Genomic DNA, 20,420 nt, shown 5'->3' on the forward strand with positions numbered 1-20,420 from the left:
CCCGCCGCACGTTGATGGCCCTGGCGCCAGACGCCCTCCCCCGCGACGGGATGGGCAGAAGGATAGGCGCGGCCCCAACCCGACGAACAATAATGTTTCCGGCGCAGGCAGGGTGTTGAACTGGCGGGGTATTTTGTCGGCAACCCGACTATGAGTTCGCGGATTGCCAGCACAGCGTCATGCCGTTTCCGTCCCCTCCCCATTCGCTGCGCGGACAGGGAGGAGACGCAAGGCGGCATCGGCCTTGCCTTCGCCGTCTCCTCTGCCACTGTCCGCCGTCGTTCTTTCCGGGAGCCCGCCATGATCCGCACCGTCCTTCTGACCACCGTCGCCGCTATCCTGCTGGCCGGCCCGGTGCTGGCCCAGACGCCGGATGCGGCTGGCGAGGCGCGGGCACGGCGAATTCTGGAGCGGACGCCGCTGATTGACGGGCACAACGACCTGCCCTGGGCGCTGCGCCAGAACCACGGCAATGATCCCCATGCCGTGGATCTGACGGCCAACCTCGACGCCTCGACCCAGTTGCACACCGACATCCCGCGTTTGCGCGCCGGCGGCATGGGCGGCCAGTTCTGGTCGGTCTATGTGCCCGCCTCGATGACCCCGCCCGACGCGGCGGTGGCGACCTTCGAACAGATCGACACGGTCAAGCGGCTGGTCGCCGCCCACCCGGACGTGTTCGAATTGGCGACCACTGCCGACGATATCCAGCGCATCCACCGCCGCGGAAGGATCGCCAGCCTGATCGGCATGGAGGGCGGCTATTCAATCGACGATTCCCTGGGGCTGCTGCGCGAGTTCTTCGATTCCGGCGCCCGCTACATAACCCTGACTCACTCGCGGACCACGACCTGGGCCGACAGCGCCACCGACGCGCCGAAATGGGGCGGGCTGTCGCCGTTCGGCGAGGACGTGGTGCGCGAGATGAACCGGCTGGGGATGATGGTCGATCTGAGCCATGTCTCGGAAGAGACCATGCTGGACGCCATGCGGGTCTCGGACGCGCCGGTGATCTTCTCCCATTCCTCGGCGCGGGCCGTGACCGCGCATCCGCGCAATGTGCCCGACAGCGTGTTGCGGCTGATGCCCGCGGACGGCGGGGTGGTGATGGTCACCTTCGTGCCGGGCTTCGTCTCCGAGACGGTGCGGACCTGGAACAGCGCCCGGTCGGCAGAGGACGCGAGGCTCAAGTCTCTGAACCCCGGCGCTCCGGCGGCGGTGACGGCCGGGCTGGCGGCCTGGACGACGGCGCATCCGGAACCGGTCGCCACGATCGCCGACGTGGTCGCCCATATCCAGCACATCCGCGACATCGCCGGGATCGACCATGTCGGCCTCGGCGGCGACTATGACGGCGTCGATTCCCTGCCGGTCGGGCTGGAGGGGGTGGACGCCTATCCTCGGCTGCTGGCCGCGCTGATGGCGAACGACTGGACCGAGGCGGACATCCGCAAGCTGGCGGGCGAGAACGCCCTGCGGGTCATGCGGGCGGTGGAAGCCGTGGCGGCGAGCAAGCGGGGCGAGCGGCCGGGGTTGGCTCAGCTGCCGGCGGCGGGGGCGCCGGAGTAGGGAGCAAATCACCCTCGTCATCCCGGATCACCGCTTCGCGGCGTTCGGGATGACTAAGGTGTTAGACCTCGCCGGTCTGCCGCAGTCCCTCCCACAGCGCGATCCCCGCGCTGACCGACAGATTCAGCGAGCGCGCTTCCGGCTGGATGGGAATCACCACCCGTGCATCAGCGGCCTTATGCACGTAGTCGGGCGCGCCGGACGGCTCGCTACCGAACAGCAGGATGTCGTCGGTCCGGAAGACGAATTCGTTGAGCGGCGTCGCGCCCTTCGTCGTGAACAGGACCAGACGTCCGGGTCCCCGGTCGCACTGGAAAGCGGCCCAGTCGGCGTGCCGCGTCATATGGCCCAGCGGGCCGTAGTCCAGCGCCGCGCGCTTCATCGCCCGGTCGTCGAAACGGAAGCCCGCGGGCTCGATAATGTGCAGTTCCACGCCGAAACAGGCGCTCAAACGGATGCAGGCGCCGACGTTCTGAGGAATGGCCGGTTGAAAAAGGACGAGACGCATTCTAAGGGCCTCATACGCGCGGCCCGGAGGCTTGTCGCGGCTCGAATTGCGACTGTTTCTCAACAAGCAGCGCGAATTGCGGCTATGGGCCGCAAAGCCGGGCCGGGCGAGTATCGCGGGAAGTCGCTCAGGAACGACAGCGTTGCAACGGCGGGTCCCAGGGGCTGCGTCGTCGGCGTCTCAGGAGAACGAATCGGTGGCTGAAGACCAGGGCGATCCGCACAACCCGGATCCCAACCGCAGAGACTTTATCCACATCGCGGCCGGCGCGGCGGCCGTGGGGGCGGCGGGCATGATGGCCTGGCCGCTGATCAATTCGATGAACCCGGCCGCCGATACGCTGGCGCTGGCGTCGATCGAATTCGACATGAGCAAGGTCCAGGAAGGCCAACAGGTCGTCATCAAATGGCAGGGCAAGCCGGTCTTCGTGCGCTACCGCACAGCCGCCGAGATCCAGGCCGCCGTCTCGACGCCGCTGTCGTCGCTGAAGGATCCGAAGGCCGACGCCGACCGCGTCAAGGCCGGCCACCAGCAGTATCTGGTCCTGCTGGGTAACTGCACCCACCTGGGCTGTATCCCGACCTTCGGCACCGGCGATTTCGGTGGCTGGTTCTGCCCGTGCCACGGTTCGCACTACGACACCTCGGGCCGTATCCGTAAGGGTCCGGCGCCCCTGAACCTCGTCGTGCCGGAGTACGCCTACCTCTCCGACACCCGCATCAAGATCGGCTGAGGGCGAGACCGATGAGCGATCACGAATCCACCTACGTCCCCAAGACCGGCATCGAGAAATGGCTCGACACCCGTCTGCCGATCGTCCGCTTCGGCGCTGACTATATGGCGCTGCCGACCCCGAGGAACCTCAACTACTGGTGGACCTTCGGCGGCATCCTGGCCCTCTGCCTGGTGATCCAGATCGCCACCGGCGTGATCCTGGCCATGCACTATGTGCCCAACACGGAAATGGCCTTCGCCTCGGTCGAGCGCATCATGCGCGACGTCAATGGCGGCGACATCATCCGCTACACCCACGCCAACGGGGCCTCGATGTTCTTCATCGCGGTCTATCTGCACATGCTGCGCGGCCTCTACTACGGCTCGTACAAGGCGCCGCGCGAGATGATCTGGATCATCGGCTGCCTGATCTTCTTCCTGATGATCGCCACCGCCTTCCTCGGCTACGTCCTGCCGTGGGGCCAGATGTCCTACTGGGGCGCCGAGGTGATCACCAATCTGATCGGGGCCATCCCGATCGTCGGCGAGCCGGTCCTGATCTGGCTGCGCGGCGGTCCGGCCATCGACAACGCCACGCTGAACCGCTTCTTCTCGCTGCACTATCTGTTGCCGTTCGTCATCGCCGGCTGCGTGGTGCTGCACCTCTGGGCCCTGCATGCGGCGGGCCAGAACAACCCGGTCGGCATCCTGATCCCGAAGGACCGGCAGGCCAAGGACACCGTTCCCTTCCACCCGTATTTCACGGTCAAGGACGGGTTCGCCATCATCCTGTTCCTGATGCTGTTCGCCCTGTTCGTCTTCTTCATGCCGAACGCCCTGGGTCACGCCGACAACTATATTCCGGCCAATCCGCTGGTGACCCCGGCGCATATCGTGCCCGAGTGGTACATGCTGCCGTTCTACGCGATCCTGCGCGCCATCCCGGACAAGTTCGGCGGCGTGGTGGCCATGTTCGGCTCCATCGGCGTGCTGTTCATCCTGCCGTGGCTGGATACGTCGAAGGTGCGCTCGATGCGCTACCGCCCGACGATGCGGACCTTCTTCATCATCCTCGTGATCGTGGGCCTGATCCTCGGCTGGTGCGGGGCCCAACTGCCCGACGCGCCGGTGATCGGGGACTTCAAGACCTTCATCCTGATCGACGGGGACCTGAACAGCTACCTGTGGCTGACCCGGTTCGCGACGGCCTACTATTTCGCCTTCTTCCTCATCATCATGCCTCTCGTGGGCCTGCGCGAGACGCCCCAGCCGATCCCGGCGACGATCTCCGAGCCGGTCCTGTCGGGCGGCGACGCCGAGATGAAGGGCTGAGCGGGACCATGACCCTCCATACGAATATCCGCGCCATGAAGAAGACCCTGGTCCTGATCGCCGCCGCCGCCGGCCTGACCTTCGCGGCCCAGCCCGCGCTGGCCGCCGGCGAGGCCCACGCCCTGCGCAACGGCGGCTTCAGCTTCGAAGGACCGTTCGGCAGCTTCGACCGGAACCAGCTGCAGCGCGGCTACAAGGTCTATCGCGAGGTCTGCGCCTCGTGCCACAGCATGGATCTGATGCATTTCCGCACCCTGGCCGAGCCGGGCGGGCCGTTCTTCGACGCGCATCAGGCCAGCCCCGCCGAGAACCGTTGGGTCAAGGCGCTGGCCAAGGAAGTGCAGATCGCGGACATCGACACCGAGACGGGCGAGCCGGTGATGCGCGACGGCACCGCCGCTGACCGCTTCCCTAACCCCTATCCGAACGCCACGGCCGCGGCCGCAGCCAACGGCGGGGCGGCCCCGCCCGATCTGTCGGTGATGGCCAAGGCCCGCCACGGCGGCGCCAACTACATCTATTCGCTGCTGACCGGTTACGCGGCCGTGCCGCAGGGCCTCCAGATCCGTCCGGGCCAGTACTACAACACCTATATGGCCGGCGACCTGACGCCCTTCATGCCCGAGGGCGCGCATGTGCCGCCTGGCGGCTTCATCGCCATGCCGAACCCGCTGACCGCCGGTCAGGTGACCTATGACGACGACACCGTCGCCTCGGTCGATCAGATGTCCAGGGACGTGGCCGCCTATATCGCTTGGGCCTCGGATCCCCGTCAGGTCCAGCGCAAGCAGACCGGCATCGGCGTGCTGATCTTCCTCTTCATCTTCGCGGGCATCACCTATCTGAGCTACCGCCGGATCTGGAAGGGCGTCGCCCACTAGGGCTTGCCGCCACCGATACCGAAATGACCCGCTGGCGCCCCGCGTCGGCGGGTTTTTCGTGCGCGCTTGTCTTTGTCACGAAAGTACTTTATAAGACAAAGTCAAAGGGAGATCCGACGATGAAACCGTTCACCTGCTTGGCGCTCGCCGCCGTCCTTCTGGCCGCCCCGGTGGCGGCCCAGGCCCAGATGTCCGCCTCGCCCAACGGCACCGAGGCCCAGCGCGCTGCCCTCGACCGGCTGGACATGTTGGATGGAGAATGGCGCGGCGCAGCGACCATCCACGGCCCGCACGGGACCATGACGCTGACGCAGACCGAACGGGTCGGCTCGATGCTGGGCGGCTCAATCAAGGTCATCGAGGGCCGGGGTTACGCCGCCGACGGCACGACCCAGTTCAACGCCATGGCGACGGTGTCGTGGGATGCCCGCGCCGGGCGTTACGGCTTCCGCTCCTACGCCCAGGGCCATTCGGGCGACTATGCCTTCGAGGTCACCACCGACGGCTTCCGCTGGGAGACGCCGGCCGGACCCGGGGCCAGGATCGAATATGTGGCGGTGGTACGCGACGGGACCTGGCACGAGGTCGGGACCTGGGTGGCCGAGGGCCAGCCGCGCCGTCCGATGATCGAGATGCGACTGACCCGGATCGGCGACACCGACTGGCCAGCGGGCGGGACGGTTGATCCGACACCCTGAGTCCCGGAAAATCCGAAGGCGCCGCGCATCGACACCCGGCGGGCGGCGCCCTAATGTCCCGGCCTCTGATTTCGGCTGAGGGTGTTCCCGTCCATGCGTCTGTTTTCGACTGCCGCCGTGCTTGCCGCCGGGGCCCTGATTTCCGCCTGCGCCAGCATGGGGGGAGGCGGGACTTCCGCCCCCGCCGCGCCAGCCGCGAGTATCGACGTCGCCCGTCTGTCCGAGCATGCGCGCGTGCTGTCTGACGACAGCTTCCAGGGTCGCGGCATCGCCACCCCGGCCGAGGACATGACCGTCCGCTATCTGAGCGAGCAGTATGCGGCGGCGGGCTTCCAGCCCGGCGGCCGGAACGGCTCGTGGACCCAGGACGTGACGCTGAACCGCTTCACCGCCTCTAATTTCCGGGGGATGCAGTTGGAAGTCGGGGGCGAGACCATCCCGCTGGCCCAGGGCCAGCAGATCACCGTCTCGACCCGGCTGCCGGGCAGCCACGTCATGCTGAGCGACACGCCGCTGGTCTTCGTCGGCTATGGCATCGATGCGCCCGAGCGGAACTGGGACGACTTCAAGGACGTCGACGTGCGCGGCAAGATCATTGTCGTGCTGGTCAATGACCCCGATTTCGAACAGCCCGAGCTGAACACGTTCAACGGCCGGGCCATGACCTACTACGGCCGCTGGACCTACAAATACGAGGAAGCCGCCCGTCAGGGCGCCGCCGGGGTCATCGTCGTGCACGAGACCGCGCCCGCCTCCTATGGCTGGGCCACGGTCCAGAACAGCTGGACGGGTCCGCAGTTCGACATCGTCCGCGCCAACGCCGCCGCCGAGCGCGTGGCGATGGAGTCCTGGATCCAGCGCGACGTCGCCGTCGATCTGTTCCGCCGTTCGGGTCTCGACTTCGAGGCCTTGAAGGTCGCCGCGCGCAGCCGCGATTTCCGCCCTGTAACCCTGACCGGCGCCAGCTTCAGCGCCATGTTCGACGTGGCCACCAATCAGGTGACCACCCGCAACGTCATCGCCCGCCTGCCGGGAACGACCCATGCCGACGAGACCATTCTCTACACCGGCCACTGGGATCATATCGGCGTCGGCGAGCCTGACGCCAACGGCGACGCCATCTTCAACGGCGCGGTCGACAATGCGACAGGCACCGCCGGCCTGCTGGAGCTTGCCCGCGTCTTGGGCGCCGGTCCGCGCCCGGAACGCTCGATCGTCATGATCAGCTTCACGGCGGAAGAGAGTGGCCTGCTGGGCTCGGAATACTACGCCGCCAACCCGATCTATCCGCTGGAGACGACCGTCGCCGGCTTCAACATCGACGCCATGAACGTCTATGGCCGTGTGGCCGACGTCGATATCATCGGCTCGGGTCAGTCGAACCTGGACGCCCGCGTCACCGCCGAGGCCACCCGTCAGGGCCGGACCGCCAAGCCGGACAGCAATCCCGCCTCGGGCAGCTATTTCCGCTCCGACCACTTCCCCCTCGCCAAGCGCGGCGTGCCGATGGCCTATGTCGACGGCGGCGGCGCCTTCCGCGATGAGCCGATCGCCGCCCGCGAAGCGTCCCGTTCGGAATACGGAGCCCGTCGCTACCACCAGGCCGACGACGAATGGTCGCCCGGCTGGGACCTGAGCGGTCAGGTCGAGGATCTGGAACTTATCCTCACCATCGGCCGCGACCTGGCCAACAGCCGTGACTGGCCGGAATGGATGCCGGGCTCCGAGTTCGGCCCGGCGCGCGCCCCTTCGGCGGCCCAGCGCCGCTAGGTCCAGATGACGAAAACTTAACGGGCGGTCCCGCCGGGCCGCCCTAGAGTGCGCGCCATTAATCCGGGGATGGAGCCTCCCATATGTTTCGCAAGATGATGGGCGGCGTCGCCGTCGCCGCCGTGCTGTTCGCCGCCGGCATGGCCTCGGCCCAGGACTTTTCGGCCGCACGGATCAGCGACAACATCCGCACCATCAGCGCCGATGAATATCAGGGCCGCTATCCCGGCGCCGAAGGCGAGCGGATGGTGCTGTCCTGGCTGCAGGCCCAGTACGAGGCCATGGGGCTGGAGCCCGGCGGGCCGAACGGCCAATGGCTGCAGCCGGTGGAACTCAAACGCTACACGCCCGTCGCCGGCGCGACTGCGGCCTGGACCGGACCGGACGGGACGTCACATCCCCTGACCGTGGGAACCGACATCACCGTGCGCGCCGTCACCAACGACGGCCGCGCCTCGATCCAGAATGCGGGCCTGGTCTTCGCGGGCCACGGCATCCATGCCCCCGAGCGGAACTGGAACGACTACGGCGACCTCGATGTGCGCGGCAAGGTCGTGATCGTGGTCGGCGGCGAGCCGGACGGCGACCTGTTCAACGGCCAGTATGCGATGAACTACCAGTCCGGCGCCTACAAGGCCGACGAGGCCTTCCGCCGCGGGGCCGTAGGCGTCATCACCGTGGTCATGGGGGACGCCGCCTCGCCGATGTGGCAGGGCGCGCTGCGCGGCGCCGCCCGCACCCGGACCCTGACGCCGGGCGCGGCCGATCTGGAGTTCTCGGGCGCGATCAACCACGACGTGGCCGGCCTCTGGGCGACTGCGGCGGGGCTCGACATCTCCCAACTGCCGAACATCGCCGACGGGACGTTCGAGGCGGTGGCGCTGAACGGCGTGACCCTGTCGGTCGAGGCGTCGGAGACCATCGAAACCCTCGTCACCCACAACCTGCTGGCCCGTATTCCGGGGACCGAACATCCGGACGAGACCATCATCTATTCGGCCCACTGGGACCACGTCGGCGGCGAGGCCCAGCATCCGGGCGTGGTCGGCGACGCCATCTGGAACGGGGCCTGGGACAACGCCTCGGGCACCGTCGGCGTGGTCGAGATGGCGCGCCAGCTGAGCGCCGCGCCGCGGCCGCAACGCTCGATCATCTTCGCCCACATGGCGGCCGAGGAGATGGGCCTGATGGGCGCCTACGGCTATGCCGCCAACCCGGTGTATCCGCTGGAGACCACGGTGGCCGACATCAACATCGACATGCTGCCGTTGTCGGGTTCAACCCGCGACGTGCCGATCTTCGGCAAGGGCCAGAACGAGCTCGAGGACCGGCTGCAGGCCCTCGCCGAACCGCTGGGCCGCTATGTGTCGGATGACGGCATGCCCGAGCAGGGCTTCTACTACCGCTCCGACCACTTCCCCTTCGCCCGCATGGGCGTGCCGGCGATCATGCCCTGGCACGGCTGGGACTGGGTCGAGGGCGGTCGGGCCGCGGGCGAGGCCGCCTGGCGGGCCAAATTCGCCGCCGACTATCACAAGCCGTCGGATGAATGGTCGGCCGACCTCGACTTCACCTCGGCGGTCGAGAACCTGACCCTGCTGTATCACCTGGGTCTGGGCCTCGCGAACAGCAGCGACTGGCCGGGCTGGAAGCCGACCTCGGAGTTCGCCGTGGTCCGCGCCCGCTCGGACGCCGCACGCCAGTGACTGCGACCATCCAGCCCCTGACCGGCGACGGCTCGCCGCCAGTTGAGGGGTCCTATCCGCAGGCGGTCGAGGTGACCGGACCGACCCGCTGGCTCTATCTTTCGGGCCAGATCCCGGTCGCGCCCGACGGCTCTCTTGCAGCGGACTTCACCGGCCAGTGCGATCAGGTCTGGACCAATATCGAGACCCAGTTGGCCGCTGCGGGCATGACGCTGGACAACCTCGTCAAGGTCACGACCTTCCTGTCGGACCGGTCCTATGCCCTGAAGAACCGCGAAGTCCGCATCCGCCGTCTGGCGGGGCGTCAGCCGGCCCTGACGGTGATCATCACCGGCATCTTCGACGAGGCCTGGTTGGTGGAGATCGAGGCGGTGGCGGCGGCCTGAACCCCCTCCACCGCTTCGCGGTCCCCCTCCCCCAATGGGGGAGGAAAGGCGCGGAATGACGCGTTGCGGCGCCCGTCCGTTCGCCGCACTGTCGCTCCATGAGCCGCTGGTCGCCGCAGCCCGCCCCCGATGAGCCCGACGGCCTGATCCTGTTCGACGGCGTGTGCGTGTTCTGCTCGCGCTGGGTGCGGTTCGTGATCGATCGAGACCCGGAGCAGCGGTTCCGCTTCGTGACGGTCCAGTCCGACACCGGCCGGGCCCTGGCTGCGCGGTTCGGCATCGACCCCGAGGCGCCGCAGACCAATGCGGTGGTCCTGGACGGACGGATCTTCTTCAAGTCTGACGCCGCGTTGACCGTGTTGGGAGCACTGACCGCGACGCAACCGCTGGCGCTGCTGAAGGCCGCGCCGAGGGTGTTGCGTGACCCGGTCTACGAGCTGATCGCCCGGAACCGGTACGCGATCTTCGGACGGACGGAGACCTGCATGGTTCCGTCGGCGGAAGACCGGGCGCGGTTCCTGCCGTGACCCGGGTGCTGGTCATCGGTGCGGGCGGGGTGTTTGGCTCGCGGCTCTGCGAGGGCCTGCTGCGCGACGGCTTCGAGGTCGTGGCGGCCGGGCGCGACCGTAGGCGGACAGAGGCTGTGGCGGCGCGGTTCAGATTGGCCTTCCCGCAGGGCCGGATCGACGTTGTGACGCTGGATGTCGCGACCCTGACCGCCGCTGAGCTCAAGACGACCGGGGCCGACATCGTCGCCGACACGGCCGGGCCGTTTCAGGGCGCCGAGCCGACGACGGCGCGGGCGGCCATCGCGGCCGGCCTGTCCTATGTCGACCTGGCCGACGGGCGTGACTTCGTGGCGGCCTTTCCGGCGCTGAACGCGACGGCGAAGGCGGCGGGGGTGGCGGCCCTGACCGGATGCAGTTCGACCCCGGCGTTATCGAATGCGGTGCTCGATCGGCTGACCGAAGGCTGGCGCGAGGTGGTCTCGATCGAGGCGGCGATCTCGCCGGGCGCGCGGGCGCCGCGCGGGCTGTCGGCGATGCGGGCCATCCTGTCGTGGCTGGGGCGGCCGGTGCGGGTGTTCGAGGGGGATGAATGGACGACGCGGCAAGGCTGGAGCGGGCTGTACCGCCGCGACTTCGGCCGGGCCGGACGGCGGTTGGTGTCGCTGTGTGAGACGCCGGACCTCGACCTGTTTCCCGCCCTGTACGCGCCGCGCCAGCGGGCCCTTTTCCTGGCGGGGCTGGAGCCGGCGGCGGCGCATCTGGGGGCGTGGGTGCTGGCGGGGCTGGTGCGGCTTCTGCGGTTCGATCCGGTCCCGTTGGCGGGGCTGCTGGTCCAGGTGTCGGGCTGGGCCTCGGTGATCGGCTCGGATCGCGGTGCGATGCGGGTGGAGGCCTTGGGGGTGGATGGCGAGGGTTGCGCCGCGCGGGGGGTCTGGCGGCTGGTCGCCGAGCCGGGGGAGGGGCCGGTGACGCCGAGCCTGCCGGCGCTGGCCGCGATCAAGGCCATCGCGGCGGGGCGGATCGAACCGGGGGCGAGGGCCTGCGTCGGCGTGATGACGCTGGAGGACATCGTGGCCGAGATGGCGCCTCATGGACTGGCGACAGAAACGGTTGTCGAGCGGGGCGCGATCTTCGCTCGCGCTATCGGACCGGGCTTTGACGGCCTGCCGCCCGCAGTTCGCGCCCTGCATGAGACGCCCGGGCGGTCGCTGTGGCGCGGCGAGGCCATGACGGAAGGAGCCGCGGGCCCGATGGCGGCCATGATCGCGCGGATCATGGGCTTTCCGACGGCGCAGGCGGCCTGTTCGGCCGAGGTGGCCATCCATGCCGACGGCGAGCGTTCGGTGTGGCGGCGACGGATCGGCTGTCACGCCTTCGCCAGCGTGCTGTCGACGCCGCGACCGGGCGGTCGGGTGCGCGAACGGTTCGGACCGCTCAGCATGGAGTTGCGGCTGACGCCCGAGGGCGGGCGGCTGGTCTATCGGGTCGAGGGCTGGCGGCTGGGGCCGATCCGCTTGCCGAGTGGGCTGGCGCCGTCGACGCGCGCCCATGAGGAGGTCGACGCCGAAGGCCGGTTCGTCTTCGACGTCCAAATATCCCTGCCGTTGATCGGGCGGCTGGTGCGCTATCGCGGCTGGCTGGTCCGCGCGACATGACCGCAATTTAACCTGACAACCTTCGCCATACAGCGTCAACTTCCCGGGTCAGGGAGGGCACCGACATGAGCATCGACCCCGCGGCCGAGACCGCACGCTGGCTGGCGACCATCTCGCCGGAGGATCTGGAACGGGCCGTGGCCTATACGCGCGGCGGCCACTGGCTCATGTTGTGGGGCGCGATCGTCAGCATTGTCGTGGCCTGGATCATCATCCGCACGGGTATTCTCAGCGGCATCCGCGACCGGATCGAGCGGCGGCGCAAACGGCCGAAACTGGTCTCGCTGGTCGTGGGCGTCGTCTATCTGCTGATGAGTTCGGTCCTGACCCTGCCCTGGGCCATCTACCAGAGCTGGTGGCGCGAAAAGCAGTACGGGCTGACGGAACAACCGCTGGCCGGCTGGCTGGGCGAGGCGGCCCTGAGCACGGGGATTTCTACTGTCTTCATGGGCCTGCTGATCGTGGCCCTGTATTTCATCATCCGGCATGCCAGGCGGCTGTGGTGGGCGTGGGGCGCCGGCCTGACCGCCGTGGCCATCATCTTCCTGCTGCTGGTTCTGCCGATCTTCATTGAGCCGCTGTTCAACACCTATACGCCGGCGCCCGACGGTCCGATGCGAGACTCGGTGGTTGAGCTGGCCCACCGGACGGGGACGCCGGACGACAAGATCTACATCTATGACGGCTCGAAACAGTCGGACCGCTACACGGCCAATGTTTCAGGCCTGTTCGGCTCGGCGCGGGTGGCGATGAGCGATGTGATGTTCGCCAAGGGCGCCGATCTGGCCGAGGTGCGCGGCGTGGTCGGTCACGAGATGGGCCATTATGTCCACATGCATTCGCTGTGGATGGCCGGGATCATGGTCCTGCTGGCGGCGATCGGCTTCTGGCTGGTGGACAGGCTGTTCCCGCTGGCGAAACGGCTGTTGGGTGCGAGCCGGGTGGGAGATGTCGCCGATCCCGCTGGTCTGCCCGTGCTGGCGGCCATCGGCGCGGTGATCGGCCTGCTGTCGACGCCGGTCCAGTCGACCATGATCCGCTTGATCGAAACCGACGCAGACCAGTTCTCGCTGGTCCACGCCAATGAGCCGGACGGGCTGTCGAAGGCGCTGATCAAGACGGCCGAGTATCGCGCGCCATCGCCGTCGGCGATCGAGGAGTTCATCTTCTACGACCACCCCTCGGTCGAGAACCGCATTCGCATGGCGATGGAATGGAAGGCGACGCACCCGGCCAACGCGCCGGCCACCGCGCCCCCGCCCGCTGCCGCGGTTACGCCGACACCGTGAGACCGGGACGCTCGTTGTCCCAGATCATGTGCAGGATCGACCACAGGCCGTCCGGGCCCCGGCAAAGCTGGATCGAATTGATCCCGCGGCGTTCGGGCTCGGCGTCCTCCGGGGCGGTGCGGGCCTCGTAGACGCTCCAGACGTGGGCCATGTTGCCGAACTCCTGGATCCGGCGGCTGATCTCGACCTCGAAGAAGCCATTGGCCTCGAAGAAGGGCGTGACATTGGCCTGATATTCCTCGCGGCCCATCACGATCATGGTCGGCCGGCCGTCGGCGTCGTGGCTGGTGCGGGCCTGACGGCTGTCGGGGTGGAAAATCTCCCGCTGGGTCGTCCAGTCGCGCGGGCCTGCCGGGCCGGAGATGCAGGCGTACATGGCGTCGACGACGGCGCCGATATCGTTACGGTCGACCATCAGGCGCGCTTCCGCACGAACACGGTCCCGGCGGAGTAGCCGGCGCCGAAGCTGCAGATCAGGCCGATGTCGCCGGTCACCATGTCCTGCTGGCGCAGGTGGAAGGCGATGATCGAGCCGGCCGATGAGGTGTTGGCGTATTCGTCGAGGATGATGACGTTCTCCTCGGGCGTCGGCTCGCGGCCCAGCACCTTGCGGCCGATGAACTGGTTCATGTTGATATTGGCCTGGTGCAGCCACATCCGCTTGAGGGTGGCGGGGTCGATGCCGAGGTCGGCGGCGTGGCCGACGATCATCTCGGACACCATCGGAACCACATCCTTGAAGACCTTGCGTCCCTGCTGGACGAACATCTTGTCGGGCGCGCCGATGCCCTCGGGCGCGGCGTTGTTCAGGAAGCCGAAATTGTTGCGGATGTTGTTCGAGAAGGCCGTCTTCAGCCGCGTCCCGAGGATGTCCCATCCGCCGGGGCCGGCCTGGTCCGAGGACTCGACGATGACGGCGGTGGCGACGTCGCCGAAGATGAAATGGCTGTCGCGGTCGCGGAAATTCAGATGGGCCGAGCAGACCTCGGGGTTGACCATCAGCACGGCCTTGACCGAGCCCGAGGCGATGAAGTCGGCGGCGGTCTTGATGCCGAAGGTGGCCGAACTGCAGGCCACATTCATGTCGAAGGCGAAGCCGTCGATGCCCAGGGCCTGCTGCACCTCGATCGACAGGGCCGGATAGGGGCGGGGCATGTTAGAGGCGGCGCACAGGACCGCGCCGATCCCGGAGACGGGCTTGTCCCAGGCGGCGAGGGCCTGACGGGCGGCGACGACGGCCATTTCGGCCATGACCGAGAGGTCCTCGTCGGCGCGCTCGGGGATGTTCGGGGCCATCCGGGCTGGATCGAGGACGCCGGCCTTGTCGAGCACGAAGCGCGACTTGATGCCCGAGGCCTTCTCGATGAACTCGACCGAGGAGGGGGTCAGTTCGGCGACATCGCCCTCGGCGATTTCGGCGGCGTGGTCGGCGTTGAACCGCTCGGCGTACTTATTGTAGGCGACTACCAGTTCGGCGTTGGAGATCGACTGGTGGGGCGTGAACAGGCCGGTGGCGGCGATAACGGCATGAGACATATGAGGCGGGGCCCTATCGCTCGCGGCGCGGCCGCTCGCTGCTTGAGGGCGGTTCGCCGGGTTCTGTTTCTGGACGGACTAGATAGGCCTGACTGTGGGCGGCGTCGAGGCCGCCTCATGGCGCACCAGCAACCGGTGGGCGGCATCGAGGTGCAGGCGTTCGACCATGCGATAGCCGACCCGGATCGCGCCCTTGCCCTCGGCGTCGGCGGCGGCGAAGGCGGCGACGACCTCGCGGGCCCTGGCGACCTCTTCGGGGGAGGGCGAGAAGGCGGCGTTGGCGGCGTCGATCTGGGCCGGATGGATCAGGCTCTTGCCGTCGAAGCCGAAGGCGCGGCCTTGCAGGCATTCGGTCCGGAGGCGGTCGGCGTCGTCGGTGGCGTTGACCACGCCGTCGATGGCCAGCAGGCCGTGACCGCGCGCGGCGGCGACCACGGCGGCCAGCCAGGGCTTCATCGGCTCGCGGTCGGCGTCCAGCACCAGGTTCATCCGCTCGGCGAAGTCGTTGATGCCGAGCACCAGGGCCGCGAGCGGCGCGCCGGCGCCGGCGATCTGGTCAAGGCGCAGGACCGACAGCGGGGTCTCGACCATAATCCACAGGGCGACGCCGCCGGGCAGGCGGGCGGCGACCTCGCGGACGGCCTCCGGGCTCTCGATCTTGGGGGCGACGACGAAGTCGGGTTTGTGAACGCAGAGGGCCGTCAGATCGTCCGCGCCCCAACGGGTGTCGAGGCCGTTCACGCGGACCCCCACCTGGCCGCCAAAACCGCCCGCCGAGAGGGCCTCGATGGCGGCCTGCCGGGCCTCGACCTTGGCGTCGGGCGCGACGGCGTCCTCGAGGTCCAGGATAACGGCGTCGGCGTTCAAGCCGCGCGCCTTTTCGATCGCGCGCGGGTTGCTGGCAGGCAGATAGAGGACCGAGCGGGTGAGCTGCATCAGACCTTTCCCGTGACCGGGATCAGAGCGCCGGTGATGGCGCGGCTTTCGGGCGAGGCGAGGAACAGCATGACCCGCGCCAGGTCGGCCGGCGCGACCCATTTCGCCGGATCGGCGTCAGGCATGTCAGTGCGGTTCTGGGCGGTGTTGAGAATCGAGGGCAGGACGGCGTTGACGGTCACCGACGTGTCTTTCAGCTCCTCGGCCAGACTTTCAGTCAGTCGATGGACGCCGGCCTTGGAGGCGGCGTAGGCGCCCATGCCCGCCGCGCTCTTCAGCGCCGCATTGGCCCCGACATTGACGATGCGGCCTTCGTCGGAGCGTTTCAGGTGGGGCAGGGCGGCGCGGCTGGCGTTCAGGGCCGTCGTCAGGTTGAGGGCGAACATCTTCGCCCAGGCCGGGTCGGCGTCGTCCGTCATCTGCCAGACGAAGCCGCCGGCGATGTTGAGCAGGGCGTCCAGCCTGCCGAACCGGGCCGCCACGGCGTCGATGGCCTTCGCGGCCGAGGCGGGGTCGGTCAGGTTGACGCCACCGAGCTCGAGCACGCCGTCGGGGGCGGTCTGGCCCGATATGTGGTCAATCACCGCGACCTTGAGCCCGTCGGCCAGGGCGGCCTCGACCACGGCCCGGCCCAACACCCCATGGCCTCCCGTGACGGCGATCACTCGACCAGACATCGTGACACTCCCAAATCCGTTTCCCCATACCCGTCATCCTCCGGCTTGTCCCGAGGACCCATTTTTCCGTCGTTCGGGCGGCCGATTCCGGCCTGTCTTTCCGCGTTCCTTCCCTGACCAGCGATCGAGGCTACTGAGCCATGGGTTCTCGGGACAAGCCCGAGGATGACGGCGTTTATTGAGCAAACACCCGGCTTAGGAGCCGTTCCAGAGCCGTGGCGTCCAATGCGTCAAAAGCGGACGTCACCGTCGCGTCCACGTCGAAGACGGCGATCAGGGCGCCCGAGGCGTCGAACACCGGGACCACGATCTCACTGGCCGAGCGGCTGTCGCAGGCGATGTGGCCGGGGAAGGCGTGGACGTCGTCGACGATCTGCGTTGTGCGATCCCGCGCCGCCGCGCCGCAGACGCCGCGGCCGAAGGCGATCCTCAGACAGCCCAGTGTACCCTGATATGGGCCGACGACCAGTTCCTCGGCCTTGTCCGGGTCGACGACGTAGAAGCCGGCCCAGAAGAAGGCGGGAAAGGCATCAGCCAGCATGGAGGCGACCGTGGCCATGCGCGCGGTGCGGTTGGGTTCACCGTCCAGAACGGCCAGAATTTCGGCCTCGACCTCGGCGTAGCGGGCGGCCTTGTCGGCGGATCGATCGTCGCGGGCGGCGTAGGCCATCGGTGTGCTCCAGGAGTCCGGACGACCCATATAAGCAGCCTTCGCCCGACTGGCGAGGGGTCTGTTTCCCCTGACAGGCGAGTGCACAACCCGCTGATTCCCGTGGAAAACTATCTCCGGACCACAAAAAGGCCGCTATGCGGCAACGCTTTATCGGAAACCGGCGTTTACCTTGACAGAAGGTTAACAGGGCCGGACTGTCCCGCTTACGCAAAGGTACGCGCGATGGGCGGGGGGCTGCCCGTTTTAGTCGTATGAGGGGGAGTATGAGCGAGGGTCGATCCAACCAGGAAGGCGGCTCCCGTTTCGCTCGGGGCCGCGGTCCCGTCGCCATCGCAGCGGTCGCCGGCGTGCTGGCCCTGACCGCGCTCGGCATGGTCTCGTGCGGCAACGGCAGCGGCAACGGTGCGCAGTTCTGGCAGCGTAACGACACGGCCTCCAACGCCTGTCCGCGTCCCGCCTCCCTGACCGGGTCCGAATTCAACGCCCAGGAAACCGGCCTGCGGGCGCTGCGGCGCGCGGCCTTCCGTGGCGACTTCTTCGCCCAGCTGGAACTCGGCGGGCGCTATGCGGCGATCCGGGCGACCGACAAGAACATTGAGGATCCAATCGAAAGCGCCACCTGGTACGCCATGGCGCTGGCCAATGACGAGGGTTACGCCCCGATCAACCGCGTCGACCGCGGCGGCTTCGGCGGCTGGCGGCCGCTGTCCAAATACGACGACTGCCGCGCCTATGAACGGCACACGGCCTATCAGCGTCTGGACCGCCAGCTGGGCCAGATGACCCGCGACGAGCAGGAGGCCGTCCGCGATCGCGTCATCTATGTGCTGTCGACCCAGGACGCCTACGGCTACCGCACCCTGGCCCGGCTGCACGACGGCCTGTACGGCCCGTTCGGCGAGCCCGAGGACAATCGCGAGGCCCGGGAGGCCTGGGGCCGCAACACCAGCGGCAACAGCCGCGACCGCAACCGGCGCGGCTATTACTCGGCCACCAACCTGTTCCAGCGCAACGACGTCGACGCCTATCTGTACAACTATCTGGCGGTGCAGACCGGGGATGTCGGGGCCTATGTCCTGCTGAAGGATTTCGAGCGCTCGGCCCCCAGCCGCGGCCAGTACCAGGGCTTCGTCGAGACCAAGGCGCGGCAGTGGACGCCGCCGTTCGAATTCTATCCCAACAGCGCGCCGCGATCAGGCGTGCCTTTCTCGGACGAGAGCCGTCCGCGCGGCGACGCCTATGAGTATGCGCTGGGGCGGATGGCGACGGAACTGCCGTTCGTCCACGTCGGCCGGGCCCTGCGCTATCTGGGGATCACCGACACCGCCGCGGCCCGCCCGGAAGACCTGTCCAAGCGCCAGGTCGAGACGCTGGAGGCCATGCTCGGTCATCTGATGGAAGGCCGACTGTCCTATCTGGAACGCGTTCGCGCCATCCAGATGGCCGCCATCAACGGGTCGTCGGAGGCCCAGCTGGTGCTGGCGGTGATGTACGCCGAGGGCATAGGCTTGCCCGCCGACTACGCCCGCGCCTTCAAATGGTTCGAAGAGGCGGCGCGTCAGGGCAGCCCCGAAGCCAAATTCGCCATGTCGAGCTATTTCGCGCTCGGCGTCTCCGGGGTGGCGGACCAGGACAAGGCCCAGGCCGTGGCCTTCCGCATCGACTCCGCCTTGTCCGGCTTCGGCCCCTCGGCCGGCCGCCTCCAGGCGGTGCTGGCCCAGGTCTCCCGTTCGCAGCAGCGCCGCTAAGGAGGGCGGAAGCATGATCACGAACCGCACCTCTCATCGCACGATCCTGGGCCTGATCGGCGGCGTCGCCGCCATCGCCTCGGCCGTCACCGTCTTCGCCCTGGGCGACGGGTCCGCCCACGCCCAGGTCGCGGCCAAGGTCGAAAGCCAGACGCGCCCGAATTTCGGCGTCCTGCTGGATCCGCCGTCGCGCGGCTCGCGCGGCCGCGGCTCGCGCCACCGGCGCTATGACTATGGTCAGCACCGTCCCGACTGGCGCCCCGGCCCCTATCGGCCCGGCGGCGAGGAGATCGTGCTGATCGACTGCGGCGGCAATCCCGGCACCGGGGGGGTCGAGGACGCGGTGCGCCGGGTGCGCCCCGGCGGCACCCTGGTCATCCGCGCCCGCGGCGGCGCCTGCGTCGGCTGGCTGAACATCGACAAGCCGCTGACCATCATCGGCGAGGGCGGCTTCGACCCGCGTGACTGGGCCAGCAATCCGGCTCCGACCCTGATGGCTCCCGACGGCCTGCCCTGTATGACGGTGGCGCAGGGCGTGCGGGTCGAGATCCGCGACATGATTTTCGCCTCGCCGCGCGCGGGCGACGCCGCCTGTATCGTCGGCTACGGCGCCGAAATCGTCATGAATCGCGTCGGCTTCCGCCATGCGGGCGATGAGGCCGCCATCTATGCCGACGGCGGTCTGATCGACATCCGCAACACCATCATCGACGCCCAGACCATCGCCCCGGCCATCGTCGCCGACGGCGCGGTGCTGACCGCCCATGAGCTGGCGGTCACCGGCGCCCAGTCCGGGCTTGAACTGGTCCCGGGCGCCGGTCAGACCTCGCGTCTGTCGGCTGTCACCCTGAAGGGCACGGACGCGCCCAACGCCTTCGGGCCGCGCTCGATCGGGATCGTCATTCGGTCGGGTCGGGAATACGGCCGGGTCGAGATCGAGAACACCGCCATCCTCGGCTATGTCGAGGGGGTGGCCATCGAAGGGGCCTCGGTCGCTATCACCAACAGCCGCATCGGCCGGTCCGACAAGGGCGTGGTCCTCTACAATGGCGAACTGCGCCTGACCGACAGCCGTATTCGCGCGGCGACGGTCGGCGTCGCCGCCGCCTCGGGCCATGCCGTGGTCGTCAACAACGTCTTCTCGGGCGTTCGCGAGGTGATCTACGCAGAGAACCGCGCCACGGTCGAAGCCAGCGGCAACCGGGTCTGGTCGCAGTATCTGTGCCGCGCCCAGTTCCGCGACCGCTATCGCGGCCGCTACGAGCCCTACTGGCGGGGCGGCGACGGCTGGGAATGCATGTACGGCGCCTATCCCCAGAACTGGTGGGAAAACGAGGACGGCCTGCTGGGCCTGCCCTACCAGGACGATGGCTATCAGCTGGAAGGCTATCGCGAGTACCAGAGCGGCATCGGCTACTACACCCGCGACGGCCGCTATGTTCGCGACGAACGCAATCGCGGCGACAACCGCTGGCGCAGTGGCGGCTTCTTCAACCGCTGACGTCTGAACATCGACCCGAGGACGGCCCCGGCGCAGCGCGTCCGGGGCCGTTTTCGCGAGGTGGTAGGCGCGGCAGGACTCGAACCTGCAACCAGACCGTTATGAGCGGTCGGCTCTAACCATTGAGCTACGCGCCCTCCGGGACGACGGTTCGGCCTAGCAGGCCGTCCCGCGCATTGCCAAGCGCCATCCGCGCGGCGCCGGGGTTGCGCCGATTTCACGCCGATGAATGGAACCTGCAAGGGCGGTTCGCGCGTTCATCAGCTACAAACGGCCAAGGTTAGGCCACGGCTCGCCGACATGATCGGCGCTGGATGGATCGTCCTCGTTCA

19 protein-coding genes and 1 tRNA gene are annotated in these 20,420 nt (G+C 68.1%); 13 read left to right on the forward strand and 7 right to left on the reverse strand.

The annotated features are described in order from the left end of the window. Positions 1–300 precede the first annotated feature (300 nt). Complete coding sequence (locus tag ACTIEW_RS13880) at positions 301–1,569, forward strand: dipeptidase (protein WP_439478494.1); 1,269 nt, start codon at positions 301–303, stop codon at positions 1,567–1,569. A gap of 61 nt (positions 1,570–1,630) precedes the next feature. On the opposite strand, the gene ACTIEW_RS13885 is transcribed toward ACTIEW_RS13880, so the two are convergent. After that, the gene (locus ACTIEW_RS13885; RefSeq protein WP_439478495.1) at positions 1,631–2,077 is read right to left on the reverse strand and encodes a tRNA (cytidine(34)-2'-O)-methyltransferase; all 447 of its coding nucleotides are present in this window, start codon (positions 2,075–2,077) and stop codon (positions 1,631–1,633) included. Between the two features lie 196 nt (positions 2,078–2,273). On the opposite strand from ACTIEW_RS13885, the gene petA reads away from it, so the two are divergent. The 10 genes from petA to ACTIEW_RS13935 all read left to right on the forward strand — a co-directional run bounded on the left by petA (position 2,274) and on the right by ACTIEW_RS13935 (position 13,017). Continuing rightward, positions 2,274–2,810 (forward strand): ubiquinol-cytochrome c reductase iron-sulfur subunit, encoded by a 537-nt coding sequence (petA, locus tag ACTIEW_RS13890; RefSeq protein ID WP_439478496.1) that lies wholly within the window; start codon positions 2,274–2,276, stop codon positions 2,808–2,810. Between the two features lie 11 nt (positions 2,811–2,821). Next, a complete protein-coding gene (locus ACTIEW_RS13895; protein WP_439478497.1) occupies positions 2,822–4,123 on the forward strand; it encodes a cytochrome b in 1,302 nt (433 codons plus the stop codon). An 8-nt stretch (positions 4,124–4,131) separates the two neighbouring features. Continuing rightward, a complete protein-coding gene (locus tag ACTIEW_RS13900) occupies positions 4,132–5,004 on the forward strand; it encodes a cytochrome c1 (protein WP_439478498.1) in 873 nt (290 codons plus the stop codon). A gap of 119 nt (positions 5,005–5,123) precedes the next feature. Beyond that, complete coding sequence (locus tag ACTIEW_RS13905; RefSeq protein WP_439478499.1) at positions 5,124–5,702, forward strand: DUF1579 domain-containing protein; 579 nt, start codon at positions 5,124–5,126, stop codon at positions 5,700–5,702. 93 nt (positions 5,703–5,795) lie between these two features. After that, a complete protein-coding gene (locus ACTIEW_RS13910) occupies positions 5,796–7,472 on the forward strand; it encodes a M28 family metallopeptidase (protein ID WP_439478500.1) in 1,677 nt (558 codons plus the stop codon). 83 nt (positions 7,473–7,555) lie between these two features. Next, positions 7,556–9,178, forward strand: coding sequence for a M28 family peptidase (locus tag ACTIEW_RS13915; RefSeq protein ID WP_439478501.1), 1,623 nt, complete (start codon positions 7,556–7,558; stop codon positions 9,176–9,178). Then, entirely contained in the window at positions 9,175–9,564 is a 390-nt protein-coding gene (locus ACTIEW_RS13920; RefSeq protein WP_439478502.1) for a RidA family protein, read from the forward strand. The genes ACTIEW_RS13915 and ACTIEW_RS13920 overlap by 4 nt, the downstream gene beginning before the upstream one ends. Before the next feature lie 98 nt (positions 9,565–9,662). Then, positions 9,663–10,091 carry a thiol-disulfide oxidoreductase DCC family protein gene (locus ACTIEW_RS13925; protein ID WP_439478503.1) on the forward strand — a complete coding sequence of 143 codons (429 nt, stop codon included), beginning with the start codon at positions 9,663–9,665 and terminating at the stop codon, positions 10,089–10,091. Continuing rightward, the gene (locus ACTIEW_RS13930) at positions 10,088–11,728 is read left to right on the forward strand and encodes a DUF4166 domain-containing protein (RefSeq protein ID WP_439478504.1); all 1,641 of its coding nucleotides are present in this window, start codon (positions 10,088–10,090) and stop codon (positions 11,726–11,728) included. The genes ACTIEW_RS13925 and ACTIEW_RS13930 overlap by 4 nt, the downstream gene beginning before the upstream one ends. Positions 11,729–11,793: 65 nt before the next feature. Next, positions 11,794–13,017, forward strand: a complete 1,224-nt coding sequence (locus ACTIEW_RS13935) for a M48 family metallopeptidase (protein WP_439478505.1) — start codon at positions 11,794–11,796, stop codon at positions 13,015–13,017. Here ACTIEW_RS13935 and ACTIEW_RS13940 read toward each other — a convergent pair. The 5 genes from ACTIEW_RS13940 to ACTIEW_RS13960 form a co-directional block, all read right to left on the reverse strand. Next, a complete protein-coding gene (locus ACTIEW_RS13940; RefSeq protein WP_439478506.1) occupies positions 13,001–13,432 on the reverse strand; it encodes a hypothetical protein in 432 nt (143 codons plus the stop codon). The two genes, ACTIEW_RS13935 and ACTIEW_RS13940, sit on opposite strands and share 17 nt — an antisense overlap. After that, positions 13,432–14,553 (reverse strand): beta-ketoacyl-ACP synthase III, encoded by a 1,122-nt coding sequence (locus ACTIEW_RS13945; protein WP_439478507.1) that lies wholly within the window; start codon positions 14,551–14,553, stop codon positions 13,432–13,434. The genes ACTIEW_RS13940 and ACTIEW_RS13945 overlap by 1 nt, the downstream gene beginning before the upstream one ends. Positions 14,554–14,631: 78 nt before the next feature. Further along, on the reverse strand, positions 14,632–15,489 hold the full coding sequence (locus ACTIEW_RS13950) for an HpcH/HpaI aldolase/citrate lyase family protein (RefSeq protein WP_439478508.1): 858 nt from the start codon (positions 15,487–15,489) through the stop codon (positions 14,632–14,634). Continuing rightward, positions 15,489–16,166, reverse strand: coding sequence for an SDR family NAD(P)-dependent oxidoreductase (locus ACTIEW_RS13955; protein WP_439478509.1), 678 nt, complete (start codon positions 16,164–16,166; stop codon positions 15,489–15,491). The genes ACTIEW_RS13950 and ACTIEW_RS13955 overlap by 1 nt, the downstream gene beginning before the upstream one ends. Before the next feature lie 175 nt (positions 16,167–16,341). Continuing rightward, the gene (locus ACTIEW_RS13960) at positions 16,342–16,836 is read right to left on the reverse strand and encodes a GAF domain-containing protein (RefSeq protein WP_439478510.1); all 495 of its coding nucleotides are present in this window, start codon (positions 16,834–16,836) and stop codon (positions 16,342–16,344) included. A 266-nt stretch (positions 16,837–17,102) separates the two neighbouring features. Between ACTIEW_RS13960 and ACTIEW_RS13965 the strand changes: the two genes are divergently transcribed. Then, entirely contained in the window at positions 17,103–18,587 is a 1,485-nt protein-coding gene (locus ACTIEW_RS13965) for a tetratricopeptide repeat protein (RefSeq protein WP_439478511.1), read from the forward strand. 13 nt (positions 18,588–18,600) lie between these two features. Then, positions 18,601–20,088: a hypothetical protein gene (locus tag ACTIEW_RS13970; protein ID WP_439478512.1), complete on the forward strand. Its 1,488-nt coding sequence runs from the start codon at positions 18,601–18,603 to the stop codon at positions 20,086–20,088. A 61-nt stretch (positions 20,089–20,149) separates the two neighbouring features. On the opposite strand, the gene ACTIEW_RS13975 is transcribed toward ACTIEW_RS13970, so the two are convergent. Further along, positions 20,150–20,225 (reverse strand) — tRNA-Ile (locus tag ACTIEW_RS13975). Positions 20,226–20,420: the final 195 nt, after the last annotated feature.

Source organism: Brevundimonas sp., from assembly GCF_051860745.1.
In the GTDB taxonomy this organism is placed as follows: Bacteria; Pseudomonadota; Alphaproteobacteria; order Caulobacterales; family Caulobacteraceae; genus Brevundimonas.